At 59.5% G+C, this 16,501-nt stretch carries 19 protein-coding genes and 1 tRNA gene; 5 read left to right on the top strand and 15 right to left on the bottom strand.

From position 1 onward, the window contains the following. The first annotated feature begins 15 nt into the window (after nucleotides 1-15). Nucleotides 16-225 carry a hypothetical protein gene (locus ACUUL3_RS16395; protein WP_448553189.1) on the top strand — a complete coding sequence of 70 codons (210 nt, stop codon included), beginning with the start codon at nucleotides 16-18 and terminating at the stop codon, nucleotides 223-225. 117 nt (nucleotides 226-342) lie between these two features. Here the strand turns inward: ACUUL3_RS16395 and ACUUL3_RS16390 are convergent. The 3 genes from ACUUL3_RS16390 to hpt all read right to left on the bottom strand — a co-directional run bounded on the left by ACUUL3_RS16390 (nucleotide 343) and on the right by hpt (nucleotide 2,320). Beyond that, nucleotides 343-419 (bottom strand) — tRNA-Arg (locus ACUUL3_RS16390). Between the two features lie 19 nt (nucleotides 420-438). Further along, complete coding sequence (bioA, locus tag ACUUL3_RS16385; RefSeq protein WP_448553187.1) at nucleotides 439-1,791, bottom strand: adenosylmethionine--8-amino-7-oxononanoate transaminase; 1,353 nt, start codon at nucleotides 1,789-1,791, stop codon at nucleotides 439-441. A gap of 4 nt (nucleotides 1,792-1,795) precedes the next feature. Then, nucleotides 1,796-2,320 carry a hypoxanthine phosphoribosyltransferase gene (gene hpt, locus ACUUL3_RS16380; protein ID WP_448553185.1) on the bottom strand — a complete coding sequence of 175 codons (525 nt, stop codon included), beginning with the start codon at nucleotides 2,318-2,320 and terminating at the stop codon, nucleotides 1,796-1,798. A 189-nt stretch (nucleotides 2,321-2,509) separates the two neighbouring features. Here hpt and rd point away from each other — a divergent pair, with 189 nt between their 5' ends. Continuing rightward, nucleotides 2,510-2,671 carry a rubredoxin gene (rd, locus tag ACUUL3_RS16375; RefSeq protein ID WP_448553183.1) on the top strand — a complete coding sequence of 54 codons (162 nt, stop codon included), beginning with the start codon at nucleotides 2,510-2,512 and terminating at the stop codon, nucleotides 2,669-2,671. A 38-nt stretch (nucleotides 2,672-2,709) separates the two neighbouring features. Here the strand turns inward: rd and ACUUL3_RS16370 are convergent, their stop codons facing one another. From ACUUL3_RS16370 to ACUUL3_RS16320, 11 genes are all read right to left on the bottom strand, one after another. Beyond that, the gene (locus ACUUL3_RS16370; RefSeq protein WP_448553181.1) at nucleotides 2,710-4,263 is read right to left on the bottom strand and encodes an HDOD domain-containing protein; all 1,554 of its coding nucleotides are present in this window, start codon (nucleotides 4,261-4,263) and stop codon (nucleotides 2,710-2,712) included. 30 nt (nucleotides 4,264-4,293) lie between these two features. Next, the gene (mnmE, locus tag ACUUL3_RS16365; protein WP_448553179.1) at nucleotides 4,294-5,691 is read right to left on the bottom strand and encodes a tRNA uridine-5-carboxymethylaminomethyl(34) synthesis GTPase MnmE; all 1,398 of its coding nucleotides are present in this window, start codon (nucleotides 5,689-5,691) and stop codon (nucleotides 4,294-4,296) included. Between the two features lie 85 nt (nucleotides 5,692-5,776). Further along, nucleotides 5,777-6,652 carry an RNA-binding cell elongation regulator Jag/EloR gene (jag, locus tag ACUUL3_RS16360; protein ID WP_448553177.1) on the bottom strand — a complete coding sequence of 292 codons (876 nt, stop codon included), beginning with the start codon at nucleotides 6,650-6,652 and terminating at the stop codon, nucleotides 5,777-5,779. Between the two features lie 135 nt (nucleotides 6,653-6,787). Further along, a complete protein-coding gene (yidC, locus tag ACUUL3_RS16355) occupies nucleotides 6,788-8,431 on the bottom strand; it encodes a membrane protein insertase YidC (protein WP_448553175.1) in 1,644 nt (547 codons plus the stop codon). Nucleotides 8,432-8,493: 62 nt separating this feature from the next. After that, complete coding sequence (yidD, locus tag ACUUL3_RS16350; RefSeq protein ID WP_448553174.1) at nucleotides 8,494-8,712, bottom strand: membrane protein insertion efficiency factor YidD; 219 nt, start codon at nucleotides 8,710-8,712, stop codon at nucleotides 8,494-8,496. Between the two features lie 2 nt (nucleotides 8,713-8,714). Continuing rightward, nucleotides 8,715-9,113 (bottom strand): ribonuclease P protein component, encoded by a 399-nt coding sequence (gene rnpA, locus ACUUL3_RS16345; protein WP_448553172.1) that lies wholly within the window; start codon nucleotides 9,111-9,113, stop codon nucleotides 8,715-8,717. A gap of 74 nt (nucleotides 9,114-9,187) precedes the next feature. Further along, the gene (gene rpmH, locus ACUUL3_RS16340; protein ID WP_448553170.1) at nucleotides 9,188-9,325 is read right to left on the bottom strand and encodes a 50S ribosomal protein L34; all 138 of its coding nucleotides are present in this window, start codon (nucleotides 9,323-9,325) and stop codon (nucleotides 9,188-9,190) included. A gap of 270 nt (nucleotides 9,326-9,595) precedes the next feature. Next, nucleotides 9,596-10,879, bottom strand: a complete 1,284-nt coding sequence (hemA, locus tag ACUUL3_RS16335; RefSeq protein ID WP_448553168.1) for a glutamyl-tRNA reductase — start codon at nucleotides 10,877-10,879, stop codon at nucleotides 9,596-9,598. Continuing rightward, nucleotides 10,869-11,684, bottom strand: coding sequence for a c-type cytochrome biogenesis protein CcsB (ccsB, locus tag ACUUL3_RS16330; RefSeq protein WP_448553166.1), 816 nt, complete (start codon nucleotides 11,682-11,684; stop codon nucleotides 10,869-10,871). The genes hemA and ccsB overlap by 11 nt, the downstream gene beginning before the upstream one ends. Further along, nucleotides 11,681-12,391 (bottom strand): precorrin-2 dehydrogenase/sirohydrochlorin ferrochelatase family protein, encoded by a 711-nt coding sequence (locus ACUUL3_RS16325; RefSeq protein WP_448553164.1) that lies wholly within the window; start codon nucleotides 12,389-12,391, stop codon nucleotides 11,681-11,683. The genes ccsB and ACUUL3_RS16325 overlap by 4 nt, the downstream gene beginning before the upstream one ends. Continuing rightward, nucleotides 12,378-13,010 carry an MBL fold metallo-hydrolase gene (locus ACUUL3_RS16320; protein ID WP_448553162.1) on the bottom strand — a complete coding sequence of 211 codons (633 nt, stop codon included), beginning with the start codon at nucleotides 13,008-13,010 and terminating at the stop codon, nucleotides 12,378-12,380. Before ACUUL3_RS16320 ends, ACUUL3_RS16325 begins: the two co-directional genes overlap by 14 nt. 233 nt (nucleotides 13,011-13,243) lie before the next feature. On the opposite strand from ACUUL3_RS16320, the gene ACUUL3_RS16315 reads away from it, so the two are divergent. Next, nucleotides 13,244-13,639 (top strand): secondary thiamine-phosphate synthase enzyme YjbQ, encoded by a 396-nt coding sequence (locus tag ACUUL3_RS16315; RefSeq protein WP_448553160.1) that lies wholly within the window; start codon nucleotides 13,244-13,246, stop codon nucleotides 13,637-13,639. A 15-nt stretch (nucleotides 13,640-13,654) separates the two neighbouring features. On the opposite strand, the gene ACUUL3_RS16310 is transcribed toward ACUUL3_RS16315, so the two are convergent. Continuing rightward, nucleotides 13,655-14,392 (bottom strand): flagellar brake protein, encoded by a 738-nt coding sequence (locus ACUUL3_RS16310; protein ID WP_448553158.1) that lies wholly within the window; start codon nucleotides 14,390-14,392, stop codon nucleotides 13,655-13,657. Between the two features lie 32 nt (nucleotides 14,393-14,424). Between ACUUL3_RS16310 and ACUUL3_RS16305 the strand changes: the two genes are divergently transcribed. Together ACUUL3_RS16305 and ACUUL3_RS16300 are read left to right on the top strand one after the other, a co-directional pair. Next, on the top strand, nucleotides 14,425-14,640 hold the full coding sequence (locus ACUUL3_RS16305; RefSeq protein WP_448553156.1) for a hypothetical protein: 216 nt from the start codon (nucleotides 14,425-14,427) through the stop codon (nucleotides 14,638-14,640). 50 nt (nucleotides 14,641-14,690) lie between these two features. Further along, nucleotides 14,691-16,475, top strand: coding sequence for a UbiD family decarboxylase (locus tag ACUUL3_RS16300; RefSeq protein ID WP_448553154.1), 1,785 nt, complete (start codon nucleotides 14,691-14,693; stop codon nucleotides 16,473-16,475). Nucleotides 16,476-16,501 lie beyond the last annotated feature (26 nt).

Raw genomic sequence — 16,501 nt, 5'->3', positions numbered from 1 at the left:
GGGGGGGACTCGTTTTTGCTGGAGCCGGACAGCCAGTCCGCCCTGGCACCCATGGATACCACTCTGAATCTGGACACAAGCTTCACCATGAGCGGCGTCCCGGTCTATTCCGCTTACAGACCCGGTGCGGTGACCTATACGGAGACCGGCACGGTTGGGAGCATCATGGTCAACATGGCCATGGACAGAACAGAACCGGATACGTTTTTGCCCAAGGCCAAGTGAAATGGGAGATGGAGGCTATGCTCCTGGCGCAAATCGATACGCCCTGCAATATTTCGGGGAAGATCCACGGCGGGCCTGTCAGCGGGAAATAGGGGGCGGATTATTTTTTTAAGGAAATGGCGCGCCCGGAGGGATTCGAACCCCCGACACTCGGCTTCGAAGGCCGATGCTCTATCCAGCTGAGCTACAGGCGCCCTGGTATTCCGACCAGCTTCACCACCCCTTGATATTACGCGAATCAGAGAGCACCCGCCAGACCCTTTCCGTAATTTCTTCGATTTCCGCCAAGGTCACCGAAAGGGGAAGCCAGAGGTAGATCACATTGCCGATGGGCCGCAGGAGGAGACCCTCCTTGAGGCCAGCCAGATAGATGGGCCAGCCGACCCGTTCGGCAAAGTCATACGCCTCCTTGCGTCCCTTGTCCCTGACCAGCTCCATGGCGCTGATCATGCCGAGCTGGCGGAGATCCCCGACCCAGGGCAGGTCGGCAAAGCGCTGCATTCTTTTTTGCAGAAAGCTGATTTTCTCCGGCAGACCAGCCATGGTCTCCTCCCGGGCAAAGACCTCCAGGGAGGCGAGGGCCGCCGCCGCGGCCAGGGGATTGCCCGTAAAGGTGTGGCCGTGGAAAAAGGTTTTCCCCTCGGCGTAATCCGCATAAAAGGCCTGATACACCTCCTCGCTGGTCAAGGTTGCCGCCATGGGCAGAAGCCCTGCGGTGAGCCCCTTGGACAGACAGAGAAAGTCCGGCGCCACCCCGGCCTGCTCCAGGGCGAACATGGTGCCGGTTCTGCCGAAACCGGTGGCCACCTCGTCGAAGATCACATGCACGCCGGCCCGCCGACAGAGAAAAACGAGCTTTTTGAGATACTTCCCCGGATAGACGATCATGCCGCCGGCCGCCTGGATGAGGGGCTCGACAATGAGGGCGGCGACCTCATCCCCCTGGGCGGCCAGCAGCTCGGCCAAGGGCAAAAGACACTGGCAGTCGCAGGATTCCTGGGCTTGCCCGACCGGGCAGCGATAGCAGTAAGGGGAAGGCAGGCGGTGGGAAGCGAAAAGCAGGCTCGCGAATGCGCTGTGGAACTCCGGCACCCCGCCCAGGCTCATGGTGCCGATGGTGTCGCCATGGTACCCCCGCTCCAGGGCCACCAACCGTGTGCGTTTTGGCTGGCCGACCTGCCGCCAGTACTGCAGGCTCATCTTGATGGCGATCTCGCAGGCGGTGGAGCCGTTGTCCGAATAAAAAACCTTGGCAAGATTTTCCGGGGCGAGGCTGACCAGCTTCTCGGCAAGCAGAATCGCCCCCTCGTGGCTGGTGCCGGCCAGCAGCACCTGATCAAGGCGGTTCAGCTGCGCCCGCAGCCTTTCGACGATGAGGGGGTGGCTGTGGCCATGGACAATGCACCACCAGGAGGAAATGGTGTCAAAGTACTCAAAGCCGTTCGCGTCATGGAGGCGCGTCCCCTGGGCCCGGTCGATGAGCAGCAGATCCCGCTGGGCGTAATCCCGCATCTGGGTGTAGGGGTGCCAGAGAAATTTCCGGTCTTTTTCCTGCAGGGAGTCCATCGACTCAGATCCCGCTGATTATTTTGTACACCGCGGGATAATGACGGTGCTGCTCGGCGCAGTCCAGGCCGTAGCCGACCAGAAAGCCTTCCCTGATTTCAAAAGCGGCATAATCGACCGTCACCTCCACCTCCCGCCGCTCTTTTTTGTCGATCAGGGCGCAGATGCGTACCGAACCGGCCTTCTTGGCGGCCAGAATATCCTTGAGGCAGGCAATGGTCCGGCCGGTGTCGACAATATCCTCGACCAGCAGAACCTCCTTGCCTTCGATCCCGATCTCGATATCCTTGGTGAAGTTGATCGTGCCGGAGGAGCAGGTGCTGCCGCCGTAGCTGGCCACCCGGATAAAATCAATCTCAATGGGCAAAGCGATCTCCCGCACCAGATCGGCGAGAAAAATAAAGGCCCCGTTGAGGATTCCGATCACCACCAGGGGCCGTCCGGCATAATCCCGGCTGATCGCGGCGCCAAGCTCCTTCACCTTGGCGGCTATCTCCCTTTCCGACAAAACCACTTCCTTCTCAATCATCACCCGCTTCCTCACTCCACGCAAATACGGCTGCCGCGGTTCGCCACTGAGCTGTCACGAAAAATCGTTGACGCAGAGCCGCCACCTTCTATAATTCATTATATGCGGCCCGGCAACGTACCGCGTCTCGGCCGCATTGAGAAACCGCCGCGCAACAACAGATCCTTCAACCCATAAAGGAGTCTTCCCATGAAACGTTACGAATGTTCGGTCTGTGGCTATGTCTATGATCCGGCAGACGGAGATCCCGAGTCCGGCATCGCGCCCGGCACCGCCTTCGCGGATTTGCCGGACGACTGGAAATGCCCGGTATGCGGGGCCAGCAAAGACCAGTTCACCCCCCTGGATTGACCGCCATGCCTCTGGAACCGGGCGACATCACAGCCCGGTCAGAGGAGGATGTCTCCGGTGAGGCTCGGCCAGGTTTTGTCGAGTTCATCCAGGAAGGAGGAGATGAACTGGTTGACGTTGACATCCAGAAACGGCTTGTGCTGCTCCTGGATCAACACCCAGGAAAAGGAGCGCAGGGCGTCCTGCTCCGTCACCTCGGGATGCCCCATGCAGACGCCCTTGAGGGACGCAAAAATATTCGCCAGATTCACCAGGGCCACCGGCACCGGGTTGGTCGCCGCCTTTTCCGGCAGATGGTGAAACTTCATCACATCGAGATAGGGTTGCGGCAGACCGATGCCCTCGGCAAGCCATACTCCGGCCTGACCATGATCGATGCCGATGTACTCCTTTTCCGCCTTGACCACATCCTTCATCTCCACGGGCGGCCGGGCAAGCTGCGGGTAGAAATTGGGCGAGATGGAGTCCAGCACCAGCATGCCCAGATCATGGAGCAGGCCGCAGAGATAGAGGTCCGCCGCGGTGTTGATCCGGATCACGTCCTTGAGCATCTCGGCAATCCGCCCCACCACCACCGCGTGCTGCCAGAAATCCCGCGCCACCCCGGTGAATCCGCTGAAGGCGGGCGAGCCCTTGGCCGCGCGGATGGTATTGATGACCACTTCCTGAATCTGCTTCACGCCTACGATGACCATGGCGTGCGGCACAGTGCCGACCATGCTGGCCCGCCGGAAAAAGGGCGAATTGGCTGTCTGAATGACCCGGCAGCTCAGGACCGGGTCCATGGAGATCAGATCGGCAAACCTTCTGGTGTTTTCCGTTTCCGCCCCCCCCTGGAGCAGCCTGCCCAACTCCGCGGCCACCGCCGGATTCACCGGGAGAATGCTCTCGGGATGCACCTTGGGATAGAGCTTTGACGGCGTCAGGCGCTGTTCCTTGTCCGGCATCGGTGGCAGAACGATTTCCAGCTTTTCCTTTTCCGGCCTCTCGGGCTTTGGTTTGAGCGGCTTCACCTTGGGCTGCGGCGATGTCACCAAGGCGATCCTGGCCGCCGGCTCCTGCGCGCCGCCGTCAGCCAGCACTTTCTGCAGGATGGAAGGGCTCGCCTCCTCGCTGCCCTTGCTGCCAACCACTCTCTTGTTGGCCAGGTCCAGGCGGGTTACCAGGCTTTCGCAGAACCGCTTGTAAAACTTGAGTTGCAAAAAAACATTCGAGGTGCTGACAATGTCGGGCTCGACGCGGAGAATAAACGACTCTTTGTTGGCGATGACATCGGCGGTACGTTTTATTTCCGTGACCAGCGCCATCTCTCCGAAGCAATCGCCGGTGGAAAGGGTGGTCAAGGAGATGGGCTTGCCGCCGCCGGCAAGCTGCTTTTCCACCCGGACCTCACCTTTCACCAGGATGTAAAAGGCACGCTCCGTGGTGTTCTCCTTGATGATCATGGTGTCCTGGGGAACGCGAAGCCATTTGCTCACCTGCAGAAACTGCTTGAGTTCGTGGTCGTCAAAGCCATGGAAAAAGCTGATTTTCTTTAAAAAATCCACCTGTTGATCAAGGTCGAGATCTTTCCCCTTTTTGCCTGGCCCCATGGTCCCTCTTTCCTTAAGCGGTTACGGCAGTTACTTTCCGATGCAGAACTCGGCAAAAATCATATCGAGCACATCGTCCGTGGTCGTTTCGCCGACAATTTCCCCGAGATGGTCAAGTCCCTCCTGCAGATCAATGGCCAGCAGGTCCGGTGCCATGTCGCGCGCCAGACCATCGGCCACCCGCCGCACCGCGGCGACGGCCCGGGCGAGGGCCGCGGCATGCCGGGCGTTTGGCACCGCCTGCCCTGTCTCCTGCAAGCCAGTGCCCCCGGTGATTACCGCATAAATGGCATCTTCCAGGGCATGAAGGCCGCCGCCCGTTTTCGCCGAAGTGGCAACCACCGGCACACCGGGAAAAAAGCGCCGGCACTCCTCCAGGTTCCCGTCGACAACCTGATCGCTCTTATTCACTACAATAACAATTTTTTTACCGGCAGTTACAGCAAAAAGATTGCGATCCTCGGCCAGGACGCCCGCGGAACCATCCAGGACCAGAAGAACAAGCTCGGCCTCCTCAAGCTTCTGCCTTGCCCGCCGGATGCCGATCTCCTCCACTGCCTCGACCGCTTCCCGGATCCCTGCCGTATCAACGATGCGGACCGGAATGCCCCGCACATCGAGATATTCCTCGATGGTATCCCTGGTGGTGCCCGGAATTTCCGTGACAATGGCCCGCTCCTCCCGCAACAGGCAGTTCAGGAGACTGGATTTGCCGACGTTGGGCCGTCCCAGGATCACCACGGCAACCCCTTCCCGAAAGATCCTCCCTTCGTTGGCGCGCGCCAGCATCTGCGCAATGGGCGCCAGCACTTCCTCGTCGAGCCTGCGGCCCAGGCGGATCCCGTCGAGGATCTCCACGTCCTCATCCGGAAAATCAATGGCCACCTCCATGACCGCCCGCACGGTCAGGAGAACATCACGAATCTTCTCTATCTCAGCATGCAAGCCGCCCTTGAGCTGGGCCACGGCCAGGCCCGCCCCCTCTTTCGTTTTGGCGGCCAGCAACTCGGCGACCGCTTCGGCCTGGGTGAGATCGATGCGTCCGTTCAAAAAAGCCCGTTTGGTGAACTCGCCGGGGTCGGCAAGCCGGGTGGCCGGAAAGGTCAGGATCTGCCGTAAAATCTCATCGAGAATCAGATAGCTGCCGTGACAATGGATCTCCACCACATCTTCCCGGGTGTAGGTGTGCGGGGCATGCATATGCACGGCGAGGACCTCATCGATCACCGCCTGGGTCCGGGGATTGACGATGCTGCCGTAATAGAGCTTATGGCTGATGAGGCTTGGGGAAGGATTTCGGGGCTGGAAAATCTGAAGAAGAATGGCGAGGGAACGCCGCCCGCTCAGGCGGATGATGCCGATGCCGCCTGCGCCTGGCGGCGTGGCGATGGCGGCGATGGTCGCCTCGTTGTGATCCGGCATCACCATACTGTGGCCTGTCCCATGGCGGCCGGCCCCTGCCGGCGCCATGCCTTTGCATTGCCCGGCAGGGGCCGGCTTGGCCCACGCAAGACTATTGCTGTTGACGCTTTTCCCCACCGCCCTTGCGCTTTCTGGGCGCGCGCCTGCGACCTTTGCCGGGCAGATAGATGAGCACTTTCTTGAAGAGCCCCTCGCCGACGCTGCGGCTTCTGATCTCGGTATCGCTCTGCAACGCCATATGCACTATCCGTCTCTCCGCGGGGTTGATGGCGGGGATGGTTCGGGTCTTGCCGGTTTCCTTAACCTCCTGGGCAAGGCGCAGGGCACGCTCCTGCAGCTCCTGCATGCGGTTCACCCTGAAATCGCCGGCATCCACGGAAAAAAGCACCTTTTGCGGGAACTTGCGGGTGATGATTTTGCGCATGATATACTGCAGACCGTCCAGGGTTTGCCCCTCCGGCCCGACCAGCGTCTCGATGAAATCTCCGGCGATGTGGGCATGCACCTTGTTGTTCTGGTCCTGCTCAATGGTGATGGGGGACGGGCAGCCCATGCGCTGGAGAATCTGGGCAAGATCCTCCTTGATGGCTTCCATCTCCGCAGGGGAGACAGGATCCCCCACCACATCCTCCTGATCCTCAAGGTCAACCGCTTCATCGGCGGCCGGAGCCTTCTTCGGGGCCGCTGCCCTGGGGGGCTGCGCGGACTTGGCCGGGGCCGCGGCTTTTTTGCCTTCAGCCGGCCGCCTGCCCTCCTCCGGCCGGGCCTGTTCTTCCACTTCGGCCGCCCTTTCCTTCCGGAGGAAAACCTGAACAACCGCCTTTTTCTTGCCAAGCCCGAAAATACCGGTGGACCCGGTGGAGACGATCTTGATCTCCAGCTCATCCCGGCTCACGTTCAAGGCGGCGCAGGCATTGGCGATGGCCTCTTCCACATCCGTTCCCTTATATTCCATTTTGGCAGACATCGTCACAACTCCTCCGTGTCAGGCGACGCTTCTTGCCAACCCCGGGTATTTCGGCATAAAGCCAAATGCCCGAAGGAGAACCCGCCGCCCTGAGAATAGTTCAACCGTTCCTTCCGGAAGATCCGGAGCACGGCCTCAATCGGTTTGCCGGTTGATCAGGTACTGCTGCGCAATGGCCAACAGGTTGTTCACAAACCAGTAAAGCACCAGCCCGGATGCAAAATTCAGGAACATGAAGGTGAAGATGACCGGCATGAACATCATCACCTTCTGCTGGGTCGGATCGCCGGTTGCGGGCGTCATTTTCTGCTGCAGGAACATGCTGGCCCCCATGAGCAGGGTCAGCACCGGAATCCCGCCCAGAAACGGAATATCAAAACCGATGAAAAGGCGGTCCGGGGCGGAAAGATCCGTTATCCAGAGCAGAAAGGGAGCGTGCCGCAGCTCGATGGTCAGGAGCAGCACCTTGTAAAGGGCAAAAAAGACCGGGATCTGGATCAGCATGGGCAGACAGCCCCCCACCGGATTCACCTTGTAGGTCTGGTAGAGCTTGATCATCTCCTGCTGCTGCCGCTGCTTGTCGTCCTGATACTTTTCCCGTATTTTTGCCATTTTAGGCTGCAGCTTCTGCATGGTTTTCATCGACTTCATCCCCTTCTGGGCTATGGGCCAGAAAAGAAGTTTGATGAGGACCGTCACCAGGATAATGGCGAAACCATAGTTGCCGACGTACTTGTAAAAGAAATTGAGCAGATAAAGGGTAGGCTTGGCCATGACATCAAACCAGCCGAAATCGACGCTCCGATCCAGGTCGTGTCCCACGCTTTGCAGGGTGGAAAGCTTTTTCGGGCCGAAGTAAAAGAGATATTTGTACTGTTGCTTTCCTCCGGGCTGGATGGTATCGGCGGCGCCAGCCAGAACCGTGCTCACCGTATCCTCCGGGGAGACGGCAAAATGGGCGGTATGCTGTTCCCCACTCTGCGGGACAATGCCGCAGAGGAAGTAGTTGTCCTCATAGGCTGCCCAGCTGAGCCGACCGGTAAAGCTCTTGCCCCCTTCCTTCTTCAGGTCGGCGGGCTTTATCTCTTCCAGGACGCCATCCTGCAGCAGTGCCGGGCCGCTGAAAACAAAGTTGTTTTCCTTGCCAAAAGCACGGTTGTAAAGAGCCAGATAGGGCGCTCCCTGCAGAGGACTGCCGGTGCCGTTCATGACCTCGAAGGAAAGCTCCATCAGGTACTGCTGATCATCAAAGCGCATGCTGCGCACGATCTCGACGCCGGAGGAAAGTTTCCCGCGCATGGTCAGCACGGCGGCGCCGTCTTGCGCAACCTGCAGATGTTCCCTCTCCGCCTCATATACCACCTGAGGCGCGCCGCCCGGTTCAACACCCCAGGAGAAATTGAGGGGCAGCCCCTCTTCGGGCTTTGTCCGCACCAGCTCCTTTGCCCCGGAATCCTTGGCCAGGCCCTCGCGATAGGCTTTCAGCCGAAAACTCTTGATCCCGCCGCCTGTTTCCGTGACCACGGCGCTGTACAGATTCGTTTCCACTGCAATATCCCGCCCCGCCCGGCCCGGCTCCTCGCCGCCGGACTGCGATGTCAGGAGATCGGCCGCGGAAACAGGCGTCTGGGCCGGGCCGTTCGCCGGAGTCGGCTGGGCGGTCTGGCTGGCGACGGGCGTTTCGCTGACGGGTGGGGGAGGGGGAACGAAAAAATACTGATACCCAAGCAGAATGGCCAGGGAAAGGGCGATGGCCAAAAATATTCTCTGTGTTTCCATGAATTATTTCCTTGTCAGGGTCGTTGGTTGCCTATGCGCGGATGAAGAGGAGCCCTGCGGCCTTACGAAGGCCTGTCCACCGGATCAAAGCCGCCGGGGTGGAAGGGATGGCAGCGCAGGATGCGGCGGATGGCAAGATAGAGCCCGCGTCTTGCGCCATGGAGAGAGATTGCCTCAATGGCATACTGGGAACAGGTGGGAGAGAAACGGCAGGCCGGCGGGAAAAGAGGGGAGATGAACAGTTGGTAGCAGCGCACCAGCGCAATGAAAAATCGTTTCACGACTATCCCTTCCCCGACACACGGCCAACCGATCCCGACTTTTCGGGCAAGGTCCCTGCGCCGCCGTCCGGCGGGCATTGACTGCTCTTCCTCCCCATTGCCGCGAGAAGCGCCCGCACGGCAGCGTTCACCTCCTGGGGAGAGTCCAGGGAAAATCCGGAACGCGCAGCAAAAACCACATCCGCCGACGGGGTCATGAAGGTGCGATTGAAACGAAAAAATTCCCGGATTACCCTTTTGATCCTGTTGCGGCGGACCGCCGGCCTTACTCCGTGAATACTGATTCCCAACCTGCACGCTTCCGCGTTGTTGGGCAAAAAAATCAGACTGAACTCCTGCCCCCGCACCCGCCGTCCCTGGTCGTAAACCTTTTTATACTGCCAGGATTTCCTCAGCAGCATCTCCTTGGGAAGCGTCATCCTCGCATGCGGGCCCAACTCCCGATTCACCGGCACAACTCGGGCGCTCTTCCGCCTTACGCCGTCAACCGCTTGCGACCTTTGGCCCGACGACGATTGATAACGGCGCGACCGGCCTTGGTCTGCATTCTGACTCTGAAACCGTGGGTCCGGTGCCTTTTCAGATTACTGGGTTGAAAGGTTCTCTTGCTCATGATTCGTTTCCTTTTGCATTCTGTTACGGCCTGCCTGATTCAGGCCTTGCTCTCAACTGTTTTGCTGTCATTCAGCAGCTGTGCGTCAACAACCACTTTCAGCCCACGAATCCACCGAAAAAACAAAGACATGGACCAGACAAACGCCCAGCAACAAAGCAGGCTATTGTACCCAGCGGCCGGCAACATGTCAAACATTTTAACGCGCCACGAGCGGCAGCGCCTTGCGGAAGAGAAAAAAAGGCGGAACTGCGCGGCGCCAAAGCGCGTCTACAGGGAGGAGTCCTTGTCAAGACCGAAAAGTTTTCTGACAAAATCCAACTTGACCTGCTTGTCGTCGTGGGGGGAATTGCCTTTCAAAAAGATCATGGGTTCGTGAAGCAGCTTGTTGACAATGGCATTGCCGAGCATCTCGATGGATTTGCGCTCGGCATCCGTAAGGGACTTCAGATTGGCCAGGGTTTTTGCCACCTCTGCCTCGCGGATGGCATTTGCCTTTTGCCGTAACGCCGTGATGGTGGGGGAGACCTCCATGCCTTCCAGCCATTGGCCGAACTTGATCACCTCCTCGGCCACGATCCCCTCCGCCCGGGTCGCCTCCTTTTCACGCTCCGCCTTATTCACCTCGACCACATTTTTCAGGTCGTCGATATCGTACAGATACACGTTGTCCAGATCGTTCAACTCGGGATCCAGATCCCGGGGCACGGCGATATCGATGAGAAAAAGCGGCCGGTTCTTCCGCTGCCGCATGAGAGGCTTGACATCCTCCTTGCGCAGGATGAGGTCGGTTGCCCCCGTGGAGCTGATGAGGATGTCCACTTCGGCCAGCTGGGTGGTCAATTCGGCCAACCCCACGGCAGTGCCGTTGAACTGCCGGGCAAGCTTCGCCGCCCTCTCCAGGGTGCGGTTGGCCACCACCACCCGGCCGATCCCCTGACTGACCAGATGCTCGGCGGCCAGTTCCGCCATTTCACCGGCGCCGACCAGGAGCACACTTTTATCCTGCAGGCCGCCAAAAATCTTTTTGGCAAGCTGAACCGCGGCGAAACTGATGGAGACCGCGCTGCCGCCGATATTGGTTTCCGTGCGGATCCGCTTGGCCACGGAAAACGATTTATGCAGCAACCGGTTCAAGATGACGCCGGTGGTCTTGTTTTCCGTCGCCTCCCGATAGGCCTGCTTCAGCTGCCCCAGGATCTGCGGCTCCCCGACCACCATGGAATCAAGGCTGGCCGCCACCTTGTAGAGGTGGTCCACCGCTTCCTTGCCCTGATGGAAATAACTGTACTTCTGGGCCTCGACATCGGAAAGCCCGGCGTTGGAAAAAAGAAAACCCCGTACGGCCGGGGCGGCTTCGGCGGCGCGGTCCGCCACCAGGATGACCTCGACCCGGTTGCAGGTGGAGAGGAAACAGCACTCCCGGCAGCCGGGGATATTCATGAGCGACATGAGCGGCCCGGCGCAGTCCCCGGAGAAAGCGAGTTTTTCCCGCACAGCCACCGGCGCGGTCTTATGATTCACCCCAATGACGACAATGGTTTCAGCCAGCATAGGAATGAACCCCTCCCAGCAGATACGTTACCCCCCACAAGGTAAAGAGCACCGCGGAAAACCCGACGATGGCCATGATCGCCGCCCGCCGCCGGCGCCAGCCCACGGTGAGACGCTGATGGAGAATGGCCGCATAGATGAACCAGGTGATCAGCGACCAGGTTTCCTTGGGATCCCACTGCCAGTAAGCGCCCCACGCCTGCTTCGCCCAGACCGACCCGGTGATGATCCCCAGGGTGAGCAGGGGAAAACCGACGGCCAGGCAATGCTGGTTCAGGTTATCAAGTGCCTCCAGGGAGGGCAACCGACTGTAAAAGAGTCCGAACTTCTTCTTTTTGATTTCCCTCTCCTGCAGCAGATACATGAGTCCGCCGCAGAAGGCCAGGGCCATGAAGCCGTTTGCCAGAATGGCGATGCTGGCATGCACGGGCAGCCAGTTGCTTTTCAGGGCCGGAGGCAGAGGAATGATCTTTTGCGAGGAAAGGGAGGCGATGAGCATGAGAATGGAGATGAGGGGAGAGACAAAAACCCCGAAATTTCGCACCTGATAGCGCCAGCGAAACGAGAGGAACGCCCAGGTCACGGACCAGGCGAAAAAGGAAACCGCCTCATGGCTGTTGGTAAGGGGGGTGTGGCCGGCGGCAACGTAGCGGGCCACGAAATAGCCGGTATGCAAAAGACCCGCTCCCAGCAGGATCGCCCGGGCGACGGTCCGCATCTGGTTGTTTTGGCTGAAAAAAAACACCAGATAGGCTGCGGTGGCTAACAGGTACACAAAGAAGGTGAGCTGAAAAAACAGGGTCATTTCGCTGCTCCTGAAAGTTTTTTGTACTCTTCCCTGGCAACCTCCAGACAATCAAGCGGCACCCCGGGGCCAAGCGTTTCCAGGACATGCTGGGCGATTCTCTGCCAGAGCCCCTGCCTGATCCAGGCCGCCATCTCAAGCTCCGCCAATCTCCCGAAGAGCACCTTGTTTTCCGCGTGCGTCCGCCCGTCCACCAGGACAATATCCCGCAGGGCGCCGAGAATGTTGACCAGCACCGCGTATTCCGGCCCGAACTGAGCCTCCAGGGATTGTCGCAGCTTCCTGGCCAGGGCGGGACTTTTCCCGGCGGTGGACACGGAAATCGCCAGATCTCCCTGGCGCGCTGTCGCAGGCAGGATGAAATTGCACCATTTCGGCACATCGGCAACATTAAGCAGGATGTTGCCTTTTTCCGCCTCGGCATGCACCCGCTCCTGCACTTCCGGATCATCGGTGGCCGCGATCACCAGAAAGGCTCCGGCCAGATCCCCCTCCCGATAGGAACGGGGCACCCATGCCACTGCGCCTGACTGCCGCAGGGAAGAAAGCCCTGGGGTCAACTCGGGGCTGATCACCGTCACTTGCGCGCCGTGGGCGAGGAGCCCCTGCGCCTTGCGTTCGCCGACCCGACCGCCGCCGATGACGACACAGGATCTTCCGGTCACCTGCAGACAGACCGGGAAATATTGTTGCTTAGCTTCTGGCAAGGATCTCCACCCGTATCCGCCCGGCGAGTCCTGCGGCAAAACGCTCGGCATCATCGACCGAGCCGACAACGGCGGCATAATGCATGGGAACCGCGATCTGGGGTTGAATGGTCACGGCCGCCCGCACCGCTTCTTCCGCGGTCATGACATAGGTGCCGGAAACAGGCAGCAGGGCGATGTCGGCCCGAACCTCCGCCATCTCCGGAATCAAATCGGTATCGCCGGCATGGTAGAGCCGGACGCCGTCAACGGTAATGATAAACCCGAGCCAGCGATTACCCTCGGGATGAAATTTCTTATTGGTGTTATAGGCCGGGACAGCCTCAATGGTGACTCCTGCCACCGTGCGGGTTTCCCCCGGCCTCAGGGCTTCGATCCGGCCGGAGAGCTTGGCGGCGGCCCGGGGTTCGGTGACGATCACCGTGGAGGGTTGTTGAATTTTTTGCACATCGGCGGGCGAGCAATGGTCATAATGCTCGTGGCTGATGCAGATAATATCTGCCTTGGGCAGACCGTCCGGGAGCTGAAAGGGATCGAGATAGATATTTTTTCCACCGGCGGCCAGGAAAAAAGCATCGTGCCCCAGCCAGCGCAGATTCCGCAAAATCTTTTCCACCATAGCCATCCCCTGCTTTCAGTGTATTCCGCCATTACCCGCCGAATTGGGAAAAAAGCAAACGCGCTGCATTCCAAAGTAATGACACGGGCCGGCCCCAAAATGTTCTATAATCAATTTGACACTTTCCGCAATCTATTATACCCATAAACTAACAATTTTCTTAAGAAACTTAAGCAATAAGCCCATCCGGAGCCTTGCCCCTTTCATAAAAAAACCTTGAGGAGGACCCTCCCATGCCCGCCGGAGCCTTTGCCGTCTCCACCAGCAAAACCATGCATTTCCTCGACATCACCGCCAAGGCGCAGCAGGCTGTTGCAGAAAGCGCGGTGCAGAACGGCGTCTGTTTTCTCTACAACCCGCACACCACCGCGGGGCTCACCATCAACGAAGGGGCAGACCCCACGGTGCAAACCGATATTATCGCCGCCCTGCAAAGCATTGTGCCCATGAATCACCCCTACCAGCACCGGGAAGGAAACTCGCCGGCCCATGTCATGGCCTCCCTGGTCGGCAGCTCCGTCATGATCTTCATCGAAAACGGCAGGCTCCGGCTTGGCACCTGGCAAAAAATCTTCTTCTGCGAATTCGACGGCCCGCGCTCCAGAAAGGTCTATTGGCGGATCTCCTAAAACGCAGGGGGATCTTCAGTCGCTCAAGCCCTTGCGCAGCAACTCTCTTTCCCGCTGCCGCACATACTGCAGCAGCAGCTCCTCCTCGTTCTGGCTCAGCTCGAAAAAGATGCCGTAGCAGTATTTTTTGTTGTCGTCTCTGGCGGTTCGCATTACCTTTGCCTTGCGGATATTGATGTAGGTTCCGGCGGTCAGCCCGGTGCCGGCCCCGGGAAAAAAGAGGGCCAGATCGAACACCTTGCCGCCGATTTCCAGGGGCTGATCCCCGTCGACGCACACCAGGACCCCGTTGGCGCTGATATCGACAACCTGAAAGCCCTGAAACCTTTCATTATTGTACATGAAGGTCGCGGTGCTGCCGTTCGGCACCCCGACCCGATAGTTGGAACGGCGCTGGAGGCGGATGAGCCGTGAGGGGAATTCGGTGAAGATGCTGTTGCCCTCGGCGCGCAGAACCCGCACCCGGATCTGATTCCAGACCTGGCTTTCATCCTTGAACAGGAGATGGATAACGGGGTGGGATCCCGGCCAGTCAAGAGGCCTGTCGATCTCCATCTCCTCCTCGTCGTAACCGATGATGACGGTCCTGGGAGACTGATACCCCTTGTGCGCGAGGGTGACGAGCTCCCGCTTGCCGCGCAACCGGTCCAGCGCCATCCTGATCAACTTCCGCGACTCGGTGGCTTGAGCCCCGTTTTCCAAGGTGACCCAGAGCCCTGAAACCTTTCCACCCTTGCTTTTTATGGCCGCCATTGTCAGTTAACCAAGACCCCCGAGAACTCCCCATGGAAACAGAGGAAATATGCTTCGGCCTGAACAGGGAAACAGATGAACGCTCCCTGGCCGCTTTTCTCCAAAAATTCGCCGACCCCGGCTTCCTGGCGACCATTATTCCCCGCCTGGAGGATGCCGAGATCCCGGCACTTCTTGATTTTCTTTCCCGTCTGATGCATAAGCATCTGAACGAAGAAGAATACCATCGCCTTTTCCTCAAAGACTAACCGGCAATTTTATACTAACTAAATAGCACATCATCAAGGAGAGAGCAAAGGTGAGTCAGAAAATTATCACGGATCTCCGAACCTTTCTTGAAATCCTGCGCCGGGAAAACGACCTCCTCGAAGTCACGGTTCCGGTCGCCCCCCATCTGGAGATCGCCGAAATCCATCGCCGGGTCATCGCCCAGGGAGGGCCGGCGCTTTTATTCACCAATGTCAAGGGAAGCGCCTTTCCGGTGGTCACCAACCTTTTCGGGACGGCCCGCAGGCTGGAACTGGCATTCGGCACCCGGCCGCAGCGGTTTGTCGCCGATCTGGTCCGCACCGCCGAGACCCTGATGCCGCCAACCCTCGGCAAGCTCTGGGATCTGCGCTCCCTCATGGGACAGGCGGCAAGGGTCGGCCTGAAGGAAATCAAGGCAAAAAACGCTCCCATTCTCGAGGCCTGCCAGACCCCGCCCCGCCTCGGCGAACTGCCGCTCCTCACCTCCTGGCATACCGACGGCGGCCCCTTTGTCACCCTGCCCCTGGTCTATACCGAACACCCCGACGGCCGCGGCCACAATCTGGGCATGTACCGCATCCAGCGCTACGATGACGCCACCACCGGCATCCACTGGCAGATCCACAAGGGGGGAGGTTACCATTACCACGCCGCGGAACAGCGCAACGAATCCCTGCCCATGACCCTTTACATCGGCGGGCCCCCGGCCCTGATGATGGCCGCCATCGCGCCTCTGCCGGAGAACATTCCCGAGCTGATGCTGGCCTCTCTGCTCCTTGGCGAAAAACTGCCCATGACCCGCGATCCGGAGGGCGGCCACCGGCTGGTGGCCTTTGCCGAGTTTGCCGCCAAAGGCTTTGTCCCCCCGCATATGCGCCGGCCCGAAGGGCCTTTCGGCGACCATTACGGCTACAACTCACTCACCCACGACTACCCGGTCTTCCATGTGCAACGGCTCTACCACCGCCGCGATGCCATTTACCCCGCCACCGTGGTCGGCCGGCCCCGGCAGGAGGATTTTTACATCGGCGACTTCCTGCAGGACCTGCTCTCCCCCCTCTTCCCGCTGGTGATGGCCGGGGTCCGCCAGCTCAAGACCTTCGGCGAAACCGGCTTCCATTGCCTTGCCGCCGCCAGGGTGATGAACCGCTATCCCCGGGAGGCCTTTGCCGCAGGCTTGCGCATCCTGGGCGAGGGGCAGCTCTCCCTCACCAAGTTCCTGATCGTCACCGACGGCGATCTTGACGTGTGCGACTTCAAGCGCCTCTGGGTCCATGTCCTTGAACGCATCAACTGGCAGAGCGACCTGTTCGTCTTCGCCAATGTCTCCCAGGACACCCTCGACTACACCGGCCCCTCGGTCAACAACGGCTCAAAGGCCATGCTGATGGGCCTTGGCAAGGAAGTTCGCCGCGTGCTGCCGGAAAGCTTTCAGGGGGAGCTTCCCCAGGGCTGCGCCAATCCCCTGGTCTTTCTGCCCGGCACCCTTGTTGTCCAGGGGAAATCCTATGCCGAGGAAAAGGACCTTCCCGGCCGCCTGGCGCAATGCCCCGCCCTGGCCGACTGGCCCGTGGTTCTGCTTGTCGACGACACCCGGGCCGCCACCTGCAACCTGCAGGAATTTCTCTGGACCTTTTTCACCCGCTTCGAGCCGGCCGCCGATATCCATGCCGCCTCCACCGGCGCGCAACGCTTCCACGTGGGGCTGACCCCGCCCATCGTCTTTGATTGCCGGATGAAGCCCTGGTACCCGCACATCCTCGAGGTGGACCCGAAAACGAAACAGCTGGTCGACGGGAAAATCCAGGATATTCTTCCAGCCCGCTACCGCTGAACAAGTGATGGCCCCTTCTTTCTCTT

This window comes from Thiovibrio sp. JS02 (assembly GCF_053485635.1).
This window is presented reverse-complemented; position numbering and strand designations above follow the sequence as displayed.